We start from the raw sequence: 17947 nt of genomic DNA on the forward strand, positions 1-17947 counted from the left end.
GAAATGGCGGGGAATTCATTCTTAATATGGCAAAAAAGCAATTTGATTTTATCGTGTTTGACTGGGATGGCACCCTCATGGACAGTACTGCCACCATCGTCAAATGTATTCAGGCGGCAGCAAAAGATCTGGGTTTGCCCATACCTGGCGATCATTCGGCAGCGTATGTGATTGGCTTATCACTTCTTGAGGCAATGAAAGCTGCGGTGCCCGATGTTGACCCGAAATACTATCCGCGCATGGTGGAGCGTTATCGTTATCACTATTTGTTAAAAGACCATGAGTTGCCATTGTTTGATGGTGTGCGCGATATGCTCAATGAATTATCTCAGGATGGTTATTTTTTGGCTGTTGCAACCGGCAAAAGCCGTGTTGGCCTGAGCCGGGCATTGCATACGGCAGAGCTGACATCTTTGTTTGATGCGACACGCTGTTCAGATGAAACGTTCTCCAAGCCACACCCGGCGATGCTGCAAGAGCTGACCAGAGAATTAGGGCAGGATATGCAGCGGACATTGATGGTCGGTGATACAACCCATGATTTGCAAATGGCAAATAACGCCGGTGCGGCCGCTGTCGCCGTCGAGTATGGCGCACACGACGCGCATTTGCTGTCTGGTTTCAATCCTCTGTATTCAGCAAAGACCGTAGCGGAGTTGCATCAATGGCTCAGAGAAAATGCCTGAGTGGAGTCGCGCTGAATGAAATCTATCGCAATCTGTAAATCTGAAGAACTGATCAACGGTGGAAAAGGGGTGCGTTTTCCGCTGACAGCCGGCAGTGACGATGCCGTTGGTTTTGTCATTCGCTACGCCAATGAAGTACATGCTTACCTGAACCGTTGTGCTCATGTGCCGGTTGAGCTGGATTGGAATCCGGGTGAGTTTATTGAATCCAGTGGCTTATTCATTATGTGTGCAACGCATGGAGCAATTTATCAGCCGGAAACAGGATATTGCTCTGGCGGGCCTTGCCGTGGAAGTCGGCTCAGAAAAATTGAGGTCAGCGAGTCGGACGGAACGGTTTACTGGCATCCGGATGATTATATTCAGGCAGTAATTGCCTGAAAGAATACAAAGGTAAGATGATGAACGACCCGTTGTTTGAAAAAAAGCCCGCTGACAGTGTAGAAAATACATCTTCATCCTGGGATAGGGCAGTTTTAGAGAAGCTGCTGTTCGAGTCGCTGCGTGAGCAACGATTGCGCCGTCGTTGGGGGATATTTTTTAAATTCACCTTTCTTCTGCTTATTCTTGGTGGCTTTTACTATTTTTCCGGTTTCTCCGATGCTCAGACGGAAAATCTGGGGCATCACACCGCCCTGGTCGAAATTGATGGTGAAATTGATGCTGGTGGCAGTGCCAGTGCTAAAGATGTGATTCCTGCATTAAATCGCGCATTTGCTGATGCCGGATCAGTGAGCGTGATATTACGTATTAACAGTCCCGGTGGCAGCCCGGTTCAGGCTGGTATGATCAATGATGAGATTGTCCGCTTGCGCTCGCATTATCCCGACAAAAAACTGTATGTGGTAGTGGATGAGATTTGCGCGTCTGGAGGTTATTACATCGCTGCAGCCGCTGACAAAATTTATGTCAATAAAGCCAGTGTTCTTGGTTCCATCGGTGTCTTAATGGATGGCTTTGGTTTTACGGGATTGATGAATAAGGTCGGTGTTGAGCGCCGCCTGATGACGGCAGGTGAAAATAAAGGTTTTATGGATCCTTATTCACCGCAGACCGAAAAACAAAAAGAATTATCTCAAGCCATGCTGAACGAAATTCATGCGCAATTTATTGACGTAGTTCGCAAAGGTCGAGGTAAGCGCTTGAAGGAAACACCGGAAACTTTTTCTGGCTTATTCTGGATCGGCAGCAAAGCTGTTGAGATGGGCTTGGCGGATGACTTTGGTACAGTGGAGTCTGTTTCACGCGATGTGATCAAGGCAGAAGATATCGTTGATTACACACAGAAAGAGGGCTTGCCTGAACGTGTTCTGAAAAAATTTGGTGCTTCATTTGGAAGCAGCGCAGTCAGTTCTCTGCTAAAGAGCAATAGTTTATCAATACGCTGATCTAATTTGATCTATTTTGTTTAGTTGTTTTTTTAAATCTGTCTTCCGGCATACATAGTTTTAATTTTCTTTTCTATCTTTTCCTCTTCATTTATATTGGACACGTAGCTGGTTCAAAACAGGAGGTCGATATAGACAATATTTCGTTTCCATGTTCGTTGTTCTATGAGATCCGGACTTCATCGTTGTACCGGTTTTGTGCGAAGTAGAAGGATGACAATTTGAATTGCTATTTCCATCTTAGACATGGATCAGAGGTTTCTAGGAATCCTCACCTTTCAGGGCTTACACTTAAAAGACGGTAGTGCAATGCTGCCGTCTTTTTTAATTTGTAAGTCGGCAGCGTGTCTTTCTTCAGTATCCGTGCTTCAGTCCCTTTCTGCGTTGCGTCAAATCAATCGGTAATATGCCATTTAATGTAAGATAGCTCGTAATACCGCTTTGTATTCTAATTTCCCATGGCAATAACCTTCAGTCACTTATTAGCTCTGTTTTCTTCGGCGCAGAACAGCGCTGAGAAGATTGATTGCTATCATTGCGGTGAGAAAATGCGTAAGAACAAAGCTCTTTACGTCAAATTCAATGGGAAAGAGCAACCGGTTTGTTGTCACGGTTGCCTGGCTATTCTGCGGACTGTTGAGCAGAACAATATGATTTCAGAATATTTAAAAGCGAAGTCCGTTCAAACGGAAACTTAATCACATTCATGTCTGGTGTTAACCCATCCCCCGCGTTCGCTGCAGAGTCTGCAGAAAGCAATCAGTTGCAGCATGAAAAACTCAGTTTGTCCGGTATGCGTTGTGCCGCATGCATGCAACTGATCGAATTTCGTGTCCGTCAGCTTCCTGGCGTCACTGCATTCAAGATTAATGCCGCGAGTCACCGCGCCGAATTGGCATGGCAGGCGGATAAGAATAATCTAAAAAATATCATTAATTCGATTGTCCAGCTTGGTTACGGTGCGTTGCCGGTCAGTTACGACACAGATGAAGCTGAAAAGAAAGAAAATAAATTAGCGATCTGGCGTTTATTCGTTGCTGGTTTCGCGATGATGCAGATCATGATGTATGCGTTTCCTGCTTACCTTGTTCCGGTGCCGCAAGTGGATGGAGATCTGACGCCTGATCTGGATAAATTACTGAAAATTGCGAGCATGCTGATCGCGGTGCCAGTGATAGGCTTTTCTTCGATGCCATTTTTCAAATCCGCCTGGCGCGATATACGCAACCGGCATATCGGGATGGATGTGCCGGTATCGTTAGGAATCTTGTTGACGTTTTTCGCAAGCGTCTGGGCGACTTTTAAAGGCGGGGCTGTTTATTATGACTCGGCCATCATGTTTGTTTTTCTGTTGCTTGGCGCGAGGTTAATTGAAAGCCTGGTGCAAAAGAAAACGACGGCAGCCTTGCGCGTGCTGACGCAACTGACAGAAGTAGCAGCACAAAAAATGATGAATTACCCGCATAGCAGGCAAACCCAGACTGTGAATGCGTCAGACTTGCAGGTGGGGGATTATCTGTTAGTTGCTCCCGGAGAGCAAATTCCCGCCGATGGCGTTGTGCTGGAAGGACGTAGTGAATGTGATGAGGCGTTGATGACGGGAGAGTCTCATCCTGTCGTTAAGGTCGTCGGCGATCAGTTAATTGCAGGAGCGATTAATCTGACGGGCGCTCTGACAATGCAGGCATCAAAAGTTGGTAGCGATACGCAATTATCGACGCTGATCAGCCTGATGGAAAATGCGGCAACGGAAAAACCTCCTATCGTTTTACTGGCAGATAAACACGCCAGTCGGTTTTTAACAATTATTCTGATCATTGCTGCTTTCACGGCGATCGGATGGTTTTATATAGACTCGTCAAGGGCACTATGGATAGCCGTGAGTGTGATTGTGGTGACTTGTCCTTGTGCCTTATCTTTAGCGACGCCAGGGGTTATGTCCGCTGCAATCGGGTTGCTGGCAAAAAATGGCGTGCTGATCAGAAATGGCAAGGCGATACAGGCAATGGCGGAAGCGACACACTTTGTCTTTGATAAAACCGGTACGCTCACAGTCGGTAAGCTGCGCGTATCCGATACGATGGCTCTGCGGGAGCATGTACAGGCAGAGGCTATTGCATTTGTTATGGCTTCCGGCTCAACACATCCTGCAGCAAAGGCCATTGCAGACAGTTTAGCTGCACAACATGCGCAGTCGTCAGGCATGAACCCAGCGATGTTACAAGAAATCGCTGGCGGCGGCGTGGAGGCGCAGATCGACGGCAGACTCTATCGACTCGGCAATGCGGATTTCGTTTCTGAGCTCACACATACCGATTTTGTTGCACCTGCTGCTTGTGCGAATAAAACCCTGTCAATGTTGGCAGATAAAGACGGGGTAATTTTGTTGTTTGCCATGGCAGATGTCTTGCGCGATGATGCGGTAGATGCAATACAAAAACTAAAAGCCGCAGGGAAAAAAATAGTGCTGTTGTCAGGCGACAGAGACGATGTGGTGATGGCGGTTGCGCAGCAATGTGGAATCACTGAAGCCCATTCTGGTTTGAGTCCGCGTGACAAATTCAACGTAGTACAAATGCTTCAGGCAGAAGGGGCAAAGGTTGTGATGGTAGGTGACGGGATGAACGACGGACCAGTTCTGGCGATTGCAGATGTCGCTGTCGCAATGGGGCAAGGCGCACCGATTTCTCAGACCAGAAGCGATTTGTTACTCATGTCAAACCGGTTAAATGATCTGACCTTTGGGTTTGTTGTTGGGAACAAGGCATTCCGCTTAATCCGGGAAAATCTGGCTTGGGCAGTTCTTTATAATCTGATTGCGATTCCTGCTGCTATCATTGGCTGGCTGGAGCCTTGGCATGCGGCATTAGGTATGTCCTTGAGCTCGCTGTTAGTCGTTTTAAATGCGCTGCGTTTATATCTTTTACCTCAGCCAGAATTTGTGATGACGGAGACCTTGAATTAATTATGGATATTTTGTATTTGCTGATACCTGTGAGTCTGGTAGCTGTCTTTGCGATTGGCGCCTTATTCTGGTGGGCTGTGAATCATCGTCAGTTTGACGAACTGGATCAGGAAGGGCAGCGCATTCTGGATGATGTCGAAGGTTGATCTGATCATTTTTCAGCGACGATATTTCTGATTGCGTCTTGCATACTCTTGACATCAATTCCGGGCAGGTGAATTTCCTGTGCTGCCAGAAATTGAGAAAAATTTTTGTTGATTGATTTGTGATACGCAGGGTCGTAGTGTTCCTCCAGTAATGCCCGCACCAGAGCCTGAATGTTCTGTTGAGATGCGAGGGTTTTCCATTGAGTGATTTTTTCTTTGCCGTGGAGTGAGGTTAAAAAATCTAACTGCTGCCCCAGATGGTCAGCGTTATCAATAAAGTGCGCATAATCTTCCATCAGTAAATTGACCCGCTCCCGGATGTCGAGTTTCAGTGAAATGCATGCTGCAGCTCTGATTCCTTCCATAATAGAATCCGGCACCCGCAGGTTTCCAACTTTCTTGCTTTCGGCTTCGACGTATACGTACTGGGTTTTATTAATCTTGCGTAAAGTTTCCCAGATGCGACTTTCAAAATGTTTTTGTGAGGGTTGCTTTTCATTCGGAATATCACCCAGTACTGATCCTCGGTGACAAGCAAATTTTTCCAGATCCAACACTTGTTGCCCAACGTTATCCAGTGCCTCCAATAGCCGGCTTTTAGCACTACCGGTTGGTCCGCATAAAACCTTCCAGTTGATTCCTTGCGCTAGAAGCGGAATGTTTTCGTTAACATGCTGGCGGTATGCTTTGTAGCCTCCATGTAGTTGTGCTGCGGGCCAGCCGATTCTGGAAAAAATGTGCGCCATTGAACCACTACGATTACCTCCGCGCCAGCAGTAAATCAGAGGGCGCCATTCTTTTGGCTTATCCTGAAATAACTGTGTCAGATGGTTTCCTATATTGATCGCCACCAACGCTGCGCCAAGGCGTTTGGCTTCAAATGCGCCGACTTGCTTGTACATGGTGCCGACACGGATTCTTTCCTCGTCGTTGAGGACAGGGCAATTAATGGCGCCAGGAATGTGATCTTCAGCAAACTCGGATGGGCTACGGACATCAATGATGCAATCGAACTGATGTAAGTCCGGGACGATGTCATCAAAAAAACAGACCTCAGGATATTTCATAAATTATTTTCTGAGTAATGGGTAAAGGTGTGGCCAGACATTATTGAGAATAACAGGGTGTGCTTTCGCTACAGGATGGATTCTGTCCGCCTGAAAAAAATCATTTGAATCGGCGATACCTTGTAGCAGGAAGGGCACCAGTACGATTTTCTGTTCGGTGGCCAGCATTGAATATAAAGAGAAAAATTTCTGCGCGTATTCCTTCCCGTAATTTGGCGGTATTTGCATACCGGTAAGGATCACCTGTGCCTTTTCTTTTTTTGCGAAGGTAATCATGGCGCGAAAGTTATCTTCGGATGCTTTCAATGATAAGCCGCGCAAGGCATCATTGCCGCCGAGTTCGATGATCACAATGTCCGGATGGTGTTTTTCCATTAAAGACGGGAGTCGGGTTTTTCCACCGACAGTAGTTTCTCCGCTGATACTTGCATTGATAACCTGCGCACTTATTTTCTTTTCAGCCAGTTGTTTTTCCATCAGGCTGACCCAACCTTCTCCTCTTGCCAGTCCATATTCGGCTGACAGGCTATCGCCGAGCACAAGTATGGTTTTTGATGCAGAATGAGCGTGCACAGTCGTCATTCCCAAACTGACAACGAACACTATTTTTAGCGGTTCAGATAAAAATTGGTACACAGATCGAAAAGACAGCATGACACATCCTAAAGAATCAGCAAAAGTAGCAATTGAAGTAAAAAATATTGTTAAGCAGGTCGATGATGCGACTGGCCATTTAACGATACTCAACGGTATTGATTTTACCGCGCATGCAGGGGAGACGCTTGCGATAGTTGGTGCATCTGGTTCTGGTAAGTCTACCTTGCTTGGTATTATCGCCGGGTTGGATGTGCCGAGTTCGGGTCAGGTGTTGTTAGATGGTGTTGATCTGTTTTCCTTAAGTGAGGATGAGCGTGCCGGGTTTCGTAAAGAAAAATTGGGCTTTGTTTTCCAGTCTTTTCAGTTACTCGCGCATCTGACTGCGCTTGAAAATGTGATGTTGCCGTTAGAATTACGTGGCGATAAACAAGCCAAAGAAAAAGCAGAGGCGATGCTTGATAGAGTCGGGCTTGCTGCACGCCTGCGGCATTATCCAAAGTATTTGTCCGGAGGCGAACAGCAGCGTGTGGCGCTGGCACGCGCTTTTGTGACGGAGCCGCCGCTCTTGTTTGCAGATGAGCCAACCGGTAGTCTGGATGCGCAGACGGGAGAATCGATTATTCAATTGATGTTCACGCTGAATCGTGAACGACATTCAACTCTGGTCTTAGTTACGCATGATTTGTCGATTGCGGCGAGATGCGGCCGAACACTGAAGATTTCAGCCGGGCATTTGGTGTCTGAATAGTCCTTTGGTCAGGAAATAACAGTTCCTTATATTTCCTGACCGTTGAGATCCGATAGGATTATTTTTCCGTCGTCAAAGATGCCAAGCCAACCACCTCTGTGTTTGTTGGTATCGATATCCCAGTCAGGCAGTACATAACGATATTTGCCCTTTTCTGTGTGTCTGGCGGGTCTGTGCGTGTGGCCATGAATCATGATGTCGGACGCTGATACTTCGAACAGCTTTGCAATGGCGTCACTATTGACGTCCATAATGTTGCTGTCTTTTTGCGCTTGTTCACTCTTGCTGTTCATGCGCATGCTCTGAACAATCAATTTTCGCTCAGATAACGGTCTGTTCAGAAATTGTCTTTGCCACTCAGGATTACGCACCATGGTCCGGAATTTTATATAGTCAGTATCGTCGGTGCATTGAGCATCACCATGACAAATAACGATATGAAGCCCGGCAATGCTCACTGTGCTGGGATCTGGGAGGAGTTTGGCTCCAGTCGTTTCCGCAAAAATGCTACCGACTAAAAAATCCCTGTTTCCGGCGATCCAGAATAGCTCGACTCCTGATTTGGTCAGGGCATTCAGTGTAGACACGATCTCTTGATTGTAGTCATCAGTGATGTCATCATCGCCGACCCAGTATTCAAATAAATCACCAAGAATATAGAGTTGTTTTGCTTGCGTCGCTTTTTGCCTCAGAAAAGTCAGAAAGGCACTGGTTGTCTTTGGCAGGGCGGGAGACAGGTGGATATCGGAAACAAACAGCGCAACCAATTCTGGTTGCGCTAGTTCCTGTGAATGCTGAGAGTTCACTGTGTTGCGAAGCTTTTATTTAGACCACTTCTGCTTTTTCGATGATCACGTCTTCAACTGGTACATCTTGGAACATACCTGAACGTGACGTTTTTACGCTTTTGATTTTATCAACGATGTCCGTACCCTCTGTTACTGTTCCGAAAACGCAATAGCCCCAACCATCCTGACCTGGATAGTCTAAAAAACTGTTGTTAGCTGTATTGATAAAAAACTGAGCGGACGCAGAATGCGGTGCGCCGGTACGCGCCATCGCGATTGAGTAACGCTGGTTTTTGAGGCCGTTGTTAGCTTCATTCTCGATTGGTGCTTGCGTTTCTTTTTGTTTCATGCCTGGCTCGAAACCGCCGCCTTGAATCATAAAGCCATCGATGACGCGATGAAAAATAGTGCCTGCGTAGTGACCGGATTCAACATACGCAATGAAATTAGCAACGGTCTTCGGTGCTTTTTCTGCATCCAGTTCGATTTTGATAGCACCTAAATTTGTAGTCAGAATGACGGCCATGATATTCCTTGGTAATGAAGTGAAGATAAAAGAAAATTATTTAACTATGCTTGCAGATTCGATGATGATGTTTTGCTTAGGCACATTTTGCATCATGTGTGCATCGCTGGTCTCTACGGCTTTGATTTTGTCGACAATATCCATCCCTTTGATGACTTTGCCGAACGGTGTGTAACCAGCAGTCGCGAGCAAGGCTTTGTTTCTTGGTGCTTTTACCATACTGCCACGGTAGTTGAATTCTACGGGATCACCATCTGGCAATATCTGGTGATTTAAAAATTCGTTATTTTTTACATTAATAAAAAATTGTGCAGTCGCAGAGTTTGGATCTTCGGTTCTCGCCATAGCAATGGTACCAAGCTCATTTTTCAGGCCCTTATCCAAGGCGCGACGTGCTTCCAGAGGAATAGGTTTGCGCGTTTGCTTTTCCTTCATATTTTTATCGTAGCCACCACCCTGGATCATGAAGTCATTGATCACACGATGAAAAATCGTTGCTTTGTAGTGTCCGGCTTTAACATACTTCAGAAAATTGTCTACAGTATTGGGGGCAGCATCAGGGTAAAGTTCCACCACGATTTCTCCAACGCTTGTTTTTATGGAGACTTTGGGTAACTCTTCCGCCATTAAAAGCTGTGAACTGAATAAAGTTACACCAGCAAAAATAAAACCTGAAATTTTTTTGTACAAGGATGTCATTTTTTTCGCCTGTTATACGTTTGCTTCATACACAATTCGCCATTTGGCTGCTTCTTTCCTCCAGTATTGCCTTTTTCTGGTAGTGGTCCTGGCTTTTCCTGAAGTAACTTCTTGTGTGAAGGTGCTGACTATCATTTCATCCTTACCTGGATAAATAAAATGAGTCACGTCTTTCACTTTAATAATGGGAGTAACCCAGTTATCCCATGTCTGTCTCTGCTTGGAAAACCATGAGTTTAAATCTTCCCCTTGGTTTGCTCTGAAATTTCTCGAGTAATTTGCAAAAATCCGGTTGGCATTCTGGCTTTCAAGATCAAGGCGCCATTCTTCCAGTAACTTTGCCGCAAACTGTTTATCAAGACTCCATTTTGCTTGATTAACGAATTCAATGTGCTCACTGATGATGACCGGAGTTCTGCCTATATCGACTGATGCAGCGATTTTTAAAAAATCTGGATTTGTCAGTACGACGCAGCCATCTGACGCTAAGGGCGGTCGACTGAAACTACTGGAGGGCATGCCATGTAGCCAGATACCGGAACCACTGCGGCCGTTAATTTTATCCCATTCATTAGGATAATTCAGTGGAAGTGCTCCCGGGCCGTAAAAATCGGGAAGCTTGCTTCCGGATAAACGACTGGTAATGTAATAGACTCCGAGCGGGGTCTTTTGATCCCCCTCCTTAAATTTATTTGTACCAAATTTACCCTGACTGATGTAATGATCGCTGATAAGCCGGAGTTGCCCTGCAATGTTTTCGTAGAGATATAAGCGAGATTTTTTTGCGTCGACGAGAATTACTTGTTTTTGATCTTCACGTAGCTGAATAACTGGTCTCGGAAGCAAATTTGGAGCCGGGCGTTCCCGAAAAGATCTGATTCTCGCTGCAGCTTCATCGCGTAGTTCTTTTAATTTTTCACCCTGAACATTCGCTCCCGCACCAAAACTGGCTACCGGACGTGTGTGCATGAGTAACAAGTCCCCCCTGATCAGGTGCGCTAATTGAAAGTGAGGATAGGCTTCGATTAACTCATCAATTTTAACTTGAGCGTTTTGAAGCTTATTTTCTGCAAGATTTTTATAAACTTCAATTAAAAGCTGATCAGGATTCGCTGTACTTGAAATTTGTTCAGCAGGCATTTTTTGCGGGCGCGTTCTGGCCTTAGCATCAAACGTAGCGATGCAGATTGAAATACAGTAGATAAGGAGGGCGCAAAAAACCCGCTTCGCGGCGATGTTGACGATCGAAGCATTTCTATTGACAGCGAAAAACATCAGCTACCCGCGCGCTCCTGCTTAATTTGCCATTTACCATCTTGCTTCGTCATGTTGATGGTTTTGCGGCTGTTGGCGGTCAGTCGGTCAGAGGTGTATATCTGGCGGAATTTAACGGTTGCATTGTTGCCGTCGATGTTGACTTTGGCACTTTCAATTTTTACGCTGATGCGACCTTTGCCCTCAATTCTCTCGCGCCTTTCTTCTGCCCAAGCTTTTCGCGACTCGCCTTTAGGTGTCTGGAAGTCTTTGGCATAGTGTGCCAGATAGGCGTTGGTATCTTTGTTGCTCCATGCTTTCGCCCAATTTTCAATAGCTTTCATGACGTCATCTTCGTCCTTATCCTGGATCTGTGACGCTTTTGATTTACTGCTTGTTTCGGCTTTAACTGGTTCTGGTTCGGCCTTTACTGGCGCAGTGACTTGCTTTGTTGGAGTCGGCGCAACTGACGCCTTGGGAGACGCCGCCTGTGCAATTTGTATTGCTGGCGATGGGCTTGTTTTAGGATTTGTTCCACCGGTGGTATTGCCAACCAGATTACGAACTAAGGTCAGTTTTAACTTGGCAGTGGTATTTCCCGAATCAAGTTGCAGCGCCTTGTCGTACGCTTGGCTGGCTAACTTCGCATAGACATCGCCTAAATTTTCGTGCGCCGTGCCATACGTCGGATTTGTTCTGATTGCCATTTCCAAAGATGCCCGGGCTTTATCATATTGTCCTGACGCCGCATATAAAACAGCAAGATTATTATAGGGCTCAGGTAATTCCGGATAGTCGTCAGTTAACTTGGTGAAAATATTAATCGCTTCAGCGCTTTTGTTTTGTTCCGTAAGAATCAATCCTTTTAAAAAACGCATTTGAGCGTCTTTAGGGCGAACAGCCAGCGCACTGTCTACTTTTTGAAGTGCTTCAGATATTTGGCCTGCGCGAAGCAATTTTCCTACATCGGCTGCATCGTCAGCGAACGAGGGGGCGGAGAATAACGCGAACGATAAATTTGATATGACGAAAACACTTTTTAAGATTTGGCGCATGGCGTTCTGGCTTGGATTTATCTGAGATTGACTGAACATAAGAGCGGCAATGTTATACTAAAGCTATACGTAAGCGTCATCTTATCAAATAAGTGTGCTCATTGGGCTTTTGCTCAAGTAAACATCAGAGATTCGTGAATTCATCTTTATTTTTGGACACAATGAAATACCTTATGTTTTGAATATTCAGTCCATTTTGAATAAGGCTGAATTTTATCGATAGGGAAATGGCTGCAGATAAAAGATGAAGGCAGTATTTATCTGTTGATTTGGTTTGAGAGCGAACGGATGCTGGACAGAATGGGCAATTTTGATATTTAATCTGCGTCGTTCGAATATTTACAGCATTTCTTTGAGAAATCTCTGATTATTTATTTGTAAAGTTGTTCCATCAACTGATTTTGTATTTTGGGGTTGCGGCCAATTGAAGTTATTGCGCACGAGGGCTTCAGCGCGGCAAGCAATCTATGCAGGTGAACTATATATATATTGACTTTGTCAATTCGTAAGAATTTTCTCAACTCGTGTGGATTTAAGGAGGCACGATGACTAAAACGACATTCCTGAGTTTTGAGCAGTCAATAGCTGAGCTCGAAACTAAAATTGAAGAGTTGCGCTTCGTACAGGATGACTCTGCTGTAGATATCTCTGAAGAGATCGACAGGCTTTCCAAAAAAAGTCAGATGCTGACAAAAGATATTTATGCAAAGTTGACACCATGGCAGGTGTCGCAGATATCTCGTCACCCTCAGCGTCCATATACGATGGACTATGTCAATAACGTATTTACCGATTTTCATGAGCTACACGGTGACCGTAGCTTCGCTGATGATCAGTCGATTGTTGGTGGTCTAGCTCGTTTTAATGGGCAGTCCTGCATGGTCATCGGCCATCAAAAAGGACGCGATACGAAAGAGCGGGCCATGCGTAATTTTGGTATGCCGAAACCCGAAGGCTACCGTAAAGCCATGCGCTTGATGAAGCTGGCAGAGAAATTTGATATTCCCGTTTTCACTTTTGTTGATACTACCGGTGCGTGGCCCGGGATTGATGCGGAAGAGCGTGGGCAATCGGAAGCGATTGGACATAATTTATATGTGATGGCTGAACTGAAAGTACCGCTGATCACAACAATTATTGGTGAGGGCGGTTCTGGTGGTGCTTTGGCTTTAGCCGTTGGCGATGCGGTATTGATGTTGCAGTATGCGACCTATTCCGTGATTTCACCTGAAGGATGTGCCTCTATTTTATGGAAAACATCGGACCGGGCATCTGATGCTGCAGAGGCGTTGGGGTTGACGGCTCATCGTTTAAAAGCAATGGGATTGATTGATAAGATTATCAACGAGCCGCTTGGTGGTGCGCACAGAGATCCTAAACAGATGTGTTCTCTGGTTAAGCGTGCGCTGGCTGATACACTGCGCCAGTTCCAGGGTGTTAAAACTAAAGATTTGCTTAGTGCTCGCCATGAAAAACTGATGAGTTATGGTAAGTTCAAGGAAACAAAGATTTCTGAATGAATCAACGTGGTAACAGCGGTGCTTTACAGCACCGCTTTTCTGAAGTACTGGACTCCTACTTTGCAGAGTTAGGGGTTGAGTCAGTCCCCGGGATGGCTATTGCATATAGTGGCGGGCTTGATTCTTCTGCTCTCCTTATGCTGGCAATTGAGTATTGTCGTCTTCGTAAAATTTCCCTAGTCGCAATTCATATACATCATGGACTCAGCACAAATGCTGATTCATGGCTTGAGCATTGTCGATCGGTATGTCTTGCACATAGCGTAACTTTTTTATATGAAAAAATTACGCTCGATGTTACTAAAACGGAGGGAATAGAGGGCAGCGCACGAAGTGCTCGGTATCTGGCTCTTGGGCGAATTTGCCAAGAGCACCAGATCAATTTTTGCCTGACCGCTCATCATCAGGATGATCAGGCCGAAACTCTTTTAATGCAGATGTTGAGGGGGTCTGGTGTTGCTGGATTGTCAGGGATGGATCGATTTAATACTGCTGAGAGCTTGCTTGGTGTTGGCACCTTGATGTTGATGCGTCCTTTGTTGCAGGAAACCAGGGGAGACTTAGAGAAATTTGTTGATTCGCGTAACATTTTGCACGTACACGACGAGTCAAATGATGACGCACGATTTCTGAGAAACGCGTTAAGACATAAAGTGATGCCCATGCTGGAAGAGGTGTCACCAGGGTTTTCTAAACGTATAGCAAGAACAGCAACGCACATGCGATCCACACGTATATTGTTGGAGGATCTAGCTGGGCATGATTTACGTACTTGCTCGGATGACGATGGTTTAAGTTTGCAATCTATTCGTTCGCTGTCGCCTGAGCGTGTTAATAATTTATTGCGACTGTGGTTTGTTAAGCTTCGATCAAAAATGCCAACTACCTCAAGGCTGACGGAGATACTCAAGCAATTGTTCGATGCGCGTGATGATGCCCGCGTTACAGTTTTCCATGATAATTTGGCGATACATCGATACCGAGACAGAATCTATGCAACTTCCAGACTGGAGGAGCAGGATAGATCGGAAAAGTCTGAGATCTTTAAATGGTCAGGGGAAGATAAGTTAGAGTTCCCGGGCATGGGCGGTACTTTGTATTTTCAATATTCAGATTTTGGTGTTGATTGTGAATGGCTAAAAGAGCGATCACTTGAGCTTCATTTTCGCCGAGGTGGCGAGCGCCTGAAGTTGGCAGAAAATCGATCTACCCGTGATATGAAAAGTCACTATCAATCCTTAAAAATCCCGTTTTGGGTAAGGCAGCAGCTCCCTTTCGTATCAATTGGTGATCAACTTATATTCGCTGCAGGCGTGGGGATGCAGTCCAGTTTTTGTTCGCAAGGGAGTGGAAACAGGATTTTATTAAAGTGGGTTGCTGATCAATCGAATAAGGTATCCATGTAATGGAAAAGAATTTAAGGCAAATTGTTTTAGATACTGAAACAACCGGTTTAAGCGCGCGTGACGGCAATAGAATTATTGAGATTGGCTGCGTTGAGTTAATTAACCGGAAATTATCCGGTAATAATTATCATCAATATATTAATCCTGAGCGTGACTCTGAAGAAGGCGCGCTTGCAGTGCATGGATTGACCACAGAATTTCTCAGTGATAAGCCAAAATTTTCTGAAGTGGTCAATCAGTTTTGCGAATATATTAAAGGCGCTGAAATTGTTATTCACAACGCGCCTTTTGATATCTCTTTTCTGAACGCTGAGTTTGCCAGAGTTGGTCTGGGGCTGTTTACTGATTATGTTGAAATCGTTACCGATACGTTGGTTCAGGCTAAAGAGCTGCACCCGGGGAAGAGAAATTCTCTTGACGCTTTATGTGATCGTTACGAAATATCTAATTCGCACAGAAAGTTGCATGGAGCGTTGCTTGATGCGGAGCTTTTGGCTGACGTATTTTTGGCAATGTCCCGAGGGCAGAATAGTTTTGAAATTGATTTGCCTGTTGAAGAAAAGCCGGTAATTGAAGAGGTTGTGTTTGTTGATACTCCTATCGACGAAGTTATTCTTAAGACGGCGTCATCCGACGAGTTACGTGAGCACGAAGCACTGTTGTCTGGTTTGGATAAGCAGTTAAAGCAGAGTTGTGTGTGGCGAAGTCCACCTACATAGATTTGAATATAAATAAGTCGTTGCTGTTTCGTTATATTTGTTTTGTATTTTTACCTTCTTTTTCGTGGGTTCTCCACATCAAATCTAGGCAGTTTGTTGCGACATTGCACAAAAACAGAAAAAACTTTAAAAAAATCCAAAAAAAATTAAAGTTTTTTCTGATGCTGCCGTTAAGAAATTAACCGGAAAATATTTTTAAATTTATTTTCTAATTACCCTAAAGTTTTAAAAAATGCTGCCGTTAATGGTATTAAGTCCAATTGATATTGGGTATTAATATATCTAAGTATTTGATTTTTATAGAATTTTAATTTTTGAGCTTACTTTAGCTTTCTTGAAATAAAAAAATAAAAAATCAGCGTACATTCAAAAATAAAGCTTGTAAGAATTTGTCTTACAAGCTTGTTCTGTTTTTCCTTCATCTAAATACCTGTTTTTTCCTATACACCCGGATTTTGTGGTCACTCACAATGTATCTCAACGGCAAGATACTTCGCCTTTGAACATGTATTGGAGGGTAGGAAAATGACACAGAACGACATGATGGCTGAAATACGTGATGCAAACTTGAGTTACTTAATGCTTGCTCAGCAAATGATTCGTGCTGATAAGGCAACTGCCATTTTTCGCCTCGGAATAGGTAAGGAAATTGCTGACTTAATTGAGGGTTTGAATAATTCACAAATCCTCAAGCTGGCTGGCTCCAATATGATGCTGGCAAGATTTCGTTTTGAAGACAGCTCGATTCTTTGCATGCTTACTAACTACAATAAAGAGCGTTCTCTTGCTCATTCTCACGCAGCGATTTTAATGGCAGGACAACCTGTTGAAGAAATTCATTAAAACTGTGTGTTGAGTATCTTTTAAGTAATGAAGAGAGGTTGATATGGCTAGCAAAAGTGTTTTGAATGAAGCGTCAGAGATTCAATTGGCGATAGATTTAGTGAATCTTGGTGCTCGCTTGCAATTGTTGGAGTCTGAAACATCACTCTCACGCGAGAGGCTCTTGAAAATTTATAAAGAGCTGAAAGGTGTGTCTCCCCCTAAAGGAATGCTTCCATTTTCAACGGATTGGTTTACGACCTGGCAACCAAACATCCACTCATCGCTATTTATGAATATCTATAAATACTTGAATGAGCATGCTGAAGTTTCTGGTATCGAAGCAGTTGTTAAGTCTTATCGGCTTTATCTTGAGCAGGTTGGTTGTGTATCGCCTGATGAAGCGGTGCTGTCTTTGACGAGAGCGTGGACTTTGGTTCGGTTTTTCGAAGGGAAAATGCTAACATTTGCAAAATGTTCTGAATGCGGCGGTCATTTTGTTGCACATTCATTGGATTTGAATAATCATTATAAGTGTGGGCTTTGCCACGTGCCTTCCCGCGCAGGTAAAACTAAAAAAACGAGAGAGGCTGACATTCCTTTGGCGATGGTGGCTTAATAATTAATTAAATAGGAGTTGCTTTGGAGGCATTGCGTGTTAGTCACAAAAGCCTTAGTCCTTCAAGCGTTCAGGCCAAATATCCCTTATTAAAGGCTCTACTGGTTCAGGTTTTATCATTTGTCGTTTGTTTTGCTTTTGCTGTCATTGCCAAAAAATTTTACGGATACGTATTTATTCCGTTCACATTTCTTCTCCTTCTTTTATTTCATTCATTTCTATCTCTCCTAATTTCACTTCTGCTTAAATCTGAGTGGTGGTGGAATGTTATTGCATTCATCTTTCCCATTTTTGTCTCCCTTGGTTTGTATTTGCAGATTTCGTCCGCGCTTAGCTTGGTTATATTTCTTTTTCTTTTTTTTGTCTTCGGTACCACTCTCACTACAAGGGTGCCATATTTCCCCTCTCATTCGTCGTTGTCGGAACGGCTTTTAGAATTTTTCTCTGATAAAGAAAAGTTGCAGCTACTTGATGCGGGAAGTGGTTTGGGTGGCTTGATTATCGATTTGTCTAAAGCCAGACCGGATTGGAAGTTAACTGGTGTTGAAATTTCCTCATTTCCCTGGTTGTTTAGTTTTCTAAGGTCAAAAATCTTACGTCGTCAAAACGTCAAATTTCAACTTGGGAGTTACGAATATTTAAATTTTGAAAAATTTGATGTTGTTTTTGCTTATTTGTCGCCAGTAGTGATGTCAGAAATTTGGAAAAAGGTGCAATATGAAATGGTGCCTGGAAGTATTTTTATGAGTTACGAATTTCCTGTTGATGGTGAGCCTCCTAGTTTCGAAATTCAAGTGAGTGAAAAAGGGGCGATATTGTATGTGTGGCAAATGTGATCTCCATCGTAAATTCTTTGAAAGAAACATCATTTCCGCATAGATTTACATCAATTTCTGATGATTCCTATCAATCGTGCTGATATGATTGACGTAAGATATTTGA

20 protein-coding genes are annotated in these 17947 nt (G+C 44.3%); 13 read left to right on the forward strand and 7 right to left on the reverse strand.

The genetic code is table 11. From position 1 onward, the window contains the following. Positions 1 to 26 precede the first annotated feature (26 nt). The 6 genes from KDM87_RS04610 (at position 27) to ccoS (ending at position 5185) form a co-directional block, all read left to right on the forward strand. The gene (locus tag KDM87_RS04610) at positions 27 to 686 is read left to right on the forward strand and encodes an HAD-IIIA family hydrolase (protein WP_186885569.1); all 660 of its coding nucleotides are present in this window, start codon (positions 27 to 29) and stop codon (positions 684 to 686) included. 15 nt (positions 687 to 701) lie between these two features. After that, on the forward strand, positions 702 to 1067 hold the full coding sequence (locus KDM87_RS04615) for a Rieske (2Fe-2S) protein (RefSeq protein ID WP_212678011.1): 366 nt from the start codon (positions 702 to 704) through the stop codon (positions 1065 to 1067). A 20-nt stretch (positions 1068 to 1087) separates the two neighbouring features. Next, positions 1088 to 2074 (forward strand): S49 family peptidase, encoded by a 987-nt coding sequence (locus KDM87_RS04620; RefSeq protein WP_230407642.1) that lies wholly within the window; start codon positions 1088 to 1090, stop codon positions 2072 to 2074. A 458-nt stretch (positions 2075 to 2532) separates the two neighbouring features. Then, positions 2533 to 2772: a heavy metal translocating P-type ATPase metal-binding domain-containing protein gene (locus tag KDM87_RS18005; RefSeq protein WP_212678013.1), complete on the forward strand. Its 240-nt coding sequence runs from the start codon at positions 2533 to 2535 to the stop codon at positions 2770 to 2772. Between the two features lie 8 nt (positions 2773 to 2780). Further along, positions 2781 to 5039: a heavy metal translocating P-type ATPase gene (locus tag KDM87_RS04630; RefSeq protein WP_212678014.1), complete on the forward strand. Its 2259-nt coding sequence runs from the start codon at positions 2781 to 2783 to the stop codon at positions 5037 to 5039. A 2-nt stretch (positions 5040 to 5041) separates the two neighbouring features. After that, positions 5042 to 5185 carry a cbb3-type cytochrome oxidase assembly protein CcoS gene (ccoS, locus tag KDM87_RS04635; RefSeq protein ID WP_212678015.1) on the forward strand — a complete coding sequence of 48 codons (144 nt, stop codon included), beginning with the start codon at positions 5042 to 5044 and terminating at the stop codon, positions 5183 to 5185. Between the two features lie 5 nt (positions 5186 to 5190). Here the strand turns inward: ccoS and mnmH are convergent, their stop codons facing one another. Both mnmH and KDM87_RS04645 read right to left on the reverse strand, forming a co-directional pair. Next, positions 5191 to 6252 (reverse strand): tRNA 2-selenouridine(34) synthase MnmH, encoded by a 1062-nt coding sequence (mnmH, locus tag KDM87_RS04640; protein ID WP_212678016.1) that lies wholly within the window; start codon positions 6250 to 6252, stop codon positions 5191 to 5193. A gap of 3 nt (positions 6253 to 6255) precedes the next feature. Continuing rightward, complete coding sequence (locus KDM87_RS04645; protein ID WP_329604897.1) at positions 6256 to 6888, reverse strand: arylesterase; 633 nt, start codon at positions 6886 to 6888, stop codon at positions 6256 to 6258. 16 nt (positions 6889 to 6904) lie between these two features. Between KDM87_RS04645 and KDM87_RS04650 the strand changes: the two genes are divergently transcribed. After that, positions 6905 to 7597, forward strand: coding sequence for an ABC transporter ATP-binding protein (locus tag KDM87_RS04650; RefSeq protein WP_212678018.1), 693 nt, complete (start codon positions 6905 to 6907; stop codon positions 7595 to 7597). Between the two features lie 26 nt (positions 7598 to 7623). On the opposite strand, the gene KDM87_RS04655 is transcribed toward KDM87_RS04650, so the two are convergent. From KDM87_RS04655 to KDM87_RS04675, 5 genes are read right to left on the reverse strand one after another with little or no spacing between them, the layout of a single operon-like run. Continuing rightward, entirely contained in the window at positions 7624 to 8403 is a 780-nt protein-coding gene (locus tag KDM87_RS04655; protein WP_212678019.1) for a UDP-2,3-diacylglucosamine diphosphatase, read from the reverse strand. Between the two features lie 19 nt (positions 8404 to 8422). Next, positions 8423 to 8911: a peptidylprolyl isomerase gene (locus tag KDM87_RS04660; protein WP_186885559.1), complete on the reverse strand. Its 489-nt coding sequence runs from the start codon at positions 8909 to 8911 to the stop codon at positions 8423 to 8425. 36 nt (positions 8912 to 8947) lie between these two features. Continuing rightward, positions 8948 to 9610, reverse strand: coding sequence for a peptidylprolyl isomerase (locus tag KDM87_RS04665; protein WP_212678020.1), 663 nt, complete (start codon positions 9608 to 9610; stop codon positions 8948 to 8950). A gap of 12 nt (positions 9611 to 9622) precedes the next feature. After that, on the reverse strand, positions 9623 to 10885 hold the full coding sequence (locus KDM87_RS04670; RefSeq protein ID WP_230407602.1) for a L,D-transpeptidase family protein: 1263 nt from the start codon (positions 10883 to 10885) through the stop codon (positions 9623 to 9625). Continuing rightward, a complete protein-coding gene (locus tag KDM87_RS04675; RefSeq protein WP_212678021.1) occupies positions 10885 to 11919 on the reverse strand; it encodes a nuclear transport factor 2 family protein in 1035 nt (344 codons plus the stop codon). Before KDM87_RS04675 ends, KDM87_RS04670 begins: the two co-directional genes overlap by 1 nt. Before the next feature lie 545 nt (positions 11920 to 12464). Between KDM87_RS04675 and KDM87_RS04680 the strand changes: the two genes are divergently transcribed. The 6 genes from KDM87_RS04680 to KDM87_RS04705 all read left to right on the forward strand — a co-directional run bounded on the left by KDM87_RS04680 (position 12465) and on the right by KDM87_RS04705 (position 17841). Next, a complete protein-coding gene (locus tag KDM87_RS04680; protein ID WP_212678022.1) occupies positions 12465 to 13439 on the forward strand; it encodes an acetyl-CoA carboxylase carboxyltransferase subunit alpha in 975 nt (324 codons plus the stop codon). Then, complete coding sequence (gene tilS / locus KDM87_RS04685; RefSeq protein WP_212678023.1) at positions 13436 to 14845, forward strand: tRNA lysidine(34) synthetase TilS; 1410 nt, start codon at positions 13436 to 13438, stop codon at positions 14843 to 14845. Before KDM87_RS04680 ends, tilS begins: the two co-directional genes overlap by 4 nt. Beyond that, positions 14845 to 15564 (forward strand): DNA polymerase III subunit epsilon, encoded by a 720-nt coding sequence (gene dnaQ, locus KDM87_RS04690; protein ID WP_212678024.1) that lies wholly within the window; start codon positions 14845 to 14847, stop codon positions 15562 to 15564. The genes tilS and dnaQ overlap by 1 nt, the downstream gene beginning before the upstream one ends. Before the next feature lie 525 nt (positions 15565 to 16089). Next, positions 16090 to 16407: a flagellar transcriptional regulator FlhD gene (gene flhD, locus KDM87_RS04695; protein ID WP_186885553.1), complete on the forward strand. Its 318-nt coding sequence runs from the start codon at positions 16090 to 16092 to the stop codon at positions 16405 to 16407. 43 nt (positions 16408 to 16450) lie between these two features. Further along, a complete protein-coding gene (flhC, locus tag KDM87_RS04700; RefSeq protein ID WP_212678025.1) occupies positions 16451 to 17005 on the forward strand; it encodes a flagellar transcriptional regulator FlhC in 555 nt (184 codons plus the stop codon). Positions 17006 to 17028: 23 nt separating this feature from the next. Continuing rightward, on the forward strand, positions 17029 to 17841 hold the full coding sequence (locus KDM87_RS04705; RefSeq protein ID WP_212678026.1) for a class I SAM-dependent methyltransferase: 813 nt from the start codon (positions 17029 to 17031) through the stop codon (positions 17839 to 17841). Positions 17842 to 17947: the final 106 nt, after the last annotated feature.

The organism is Cognatundibacterium rivi (assembly GCF_018139565.1).
Taxonomy (GTDB): Bacteria; Pseudomonadota; Gammaproteobacteria; order Burkholderiales; family Burkholderiaceae_D; genus Undibacterium; species Undibacterium rivi.

Bases quoted from the DNA above. Each gene is read 5' to 3' on its own strand.
- KDM87_RS04610 (WP_186885569.1), top strand. From the start codon at position 27: ATGGCAAAAAAGCAATTTGATTTTATCGTGTTTGACTGGGATGGCACC.
- KDM87_RS04615 (WP_212678011.1), top strand. From the start codon at position 702: ATGAAATCTATCGCAATCTGTAAATCTGAAGAACTGATCAACGGTGGA.
- KDM87_RS04620 (WP_230407642.1), top strand. From the start codon at position 1,088: ATGAACGACCCGTTGTTTGAAAAAAAGCCCGCTGACAGTGTAGAAAAT.
- KDM87_RS18005 (WP_212678013.1), top strand. From the start codon at position 2,533: ATGGCAATAACCTTCAGTCACTTATTAGCTCTGTTTTCTTCGGCGCAG.
- KDM87_RS04630 (WP_212678014.1), top strand. From the start codon at position 2,781: ATGTCTGGTGTTAACCCATCCCCCGCGTTCGCTGCAGAGTCTGCAGAA.
- ccoS (WP_212678015.1), top strand. From the start codon at position 5,042: ATGGATATTTTGTATTTGCTGATACCTGTGAGTCTGGTAGCTGTCTTT.
- mnmH (WP_212678016.1), bottom strand. From the start codon at position 6,252: ATGAAATATCCTGAGGTCTGTTTTTTTGATGACATCGTCCCGGACTTA.
- KDM87_RS04650 (WP_212678018.1), top strand. From the start codon at position 6,905: ATGACACATCCTAAAGAATCAGCAAAAGTAGCAATTGAAGTAAAAAAT.
- KDM87_RS04660 (WP_186885559.1), bottom strand. From the start codon at position 8,911: ATGGCCGTCATTCTGACTACAAATTTAGGTGCTATCAAAATCGAACTG.
- KDM87_RS04665 (WP_212678020.1), bottom strand. From the start codon at position 9,610: ATGACATCCTTGTACAAAAAAATTTCAGGTTTTATTTTTGCTGGTGTA.
- KDM87_RS04670 (WP_230407602.1), bottom strand. From the start codon at position 10,885: ATGTTTTTCGCTGTCAATAGAAATGCTTCGATCGTCAACATCGCCGCG.
- KDM87_RS04675 (WP_212678021.1), bottom strand. From the start codon at position 11,919: ATGCGCCAAATCTTAAAAAGTGTTTTCGTCATATCAAATTTATCGTTC.
- KDM87_RS04680 (WP_212678022.1), top strand. From the start codon at position 12,465: ATGACTAAAACGACATTCCTGAGTTTTGAGCAGTCAATAGCTGAGCTC.
- tilS (WP_212678023.1), top strand. From the start codon at position 13,436: ATGAATCAACGTGGTAACAGCGGTGCTTTACAGCACCGCTTTTCTGAA.
- dnaQ (WP_212678024.1), top strand. From the start codon at position 14,845: ATGGAAAAGAATTTAAGGCAAATTGTTTTAGATACTGAAACAACCGGT.
- flhD (WP_186885553.1), top strand. From the start codon at position 16,090: ATGACACAGAACGACATGATGGCTGAAATACGTGATGCAAACTTGAGT.
- flhC (WP_212678025.1), top strand. From the start codon at position 16,451: ATGGCTAGCAAAAGTGTTTTGAATGAAGCGTCAGAGATTCAATTGGCG.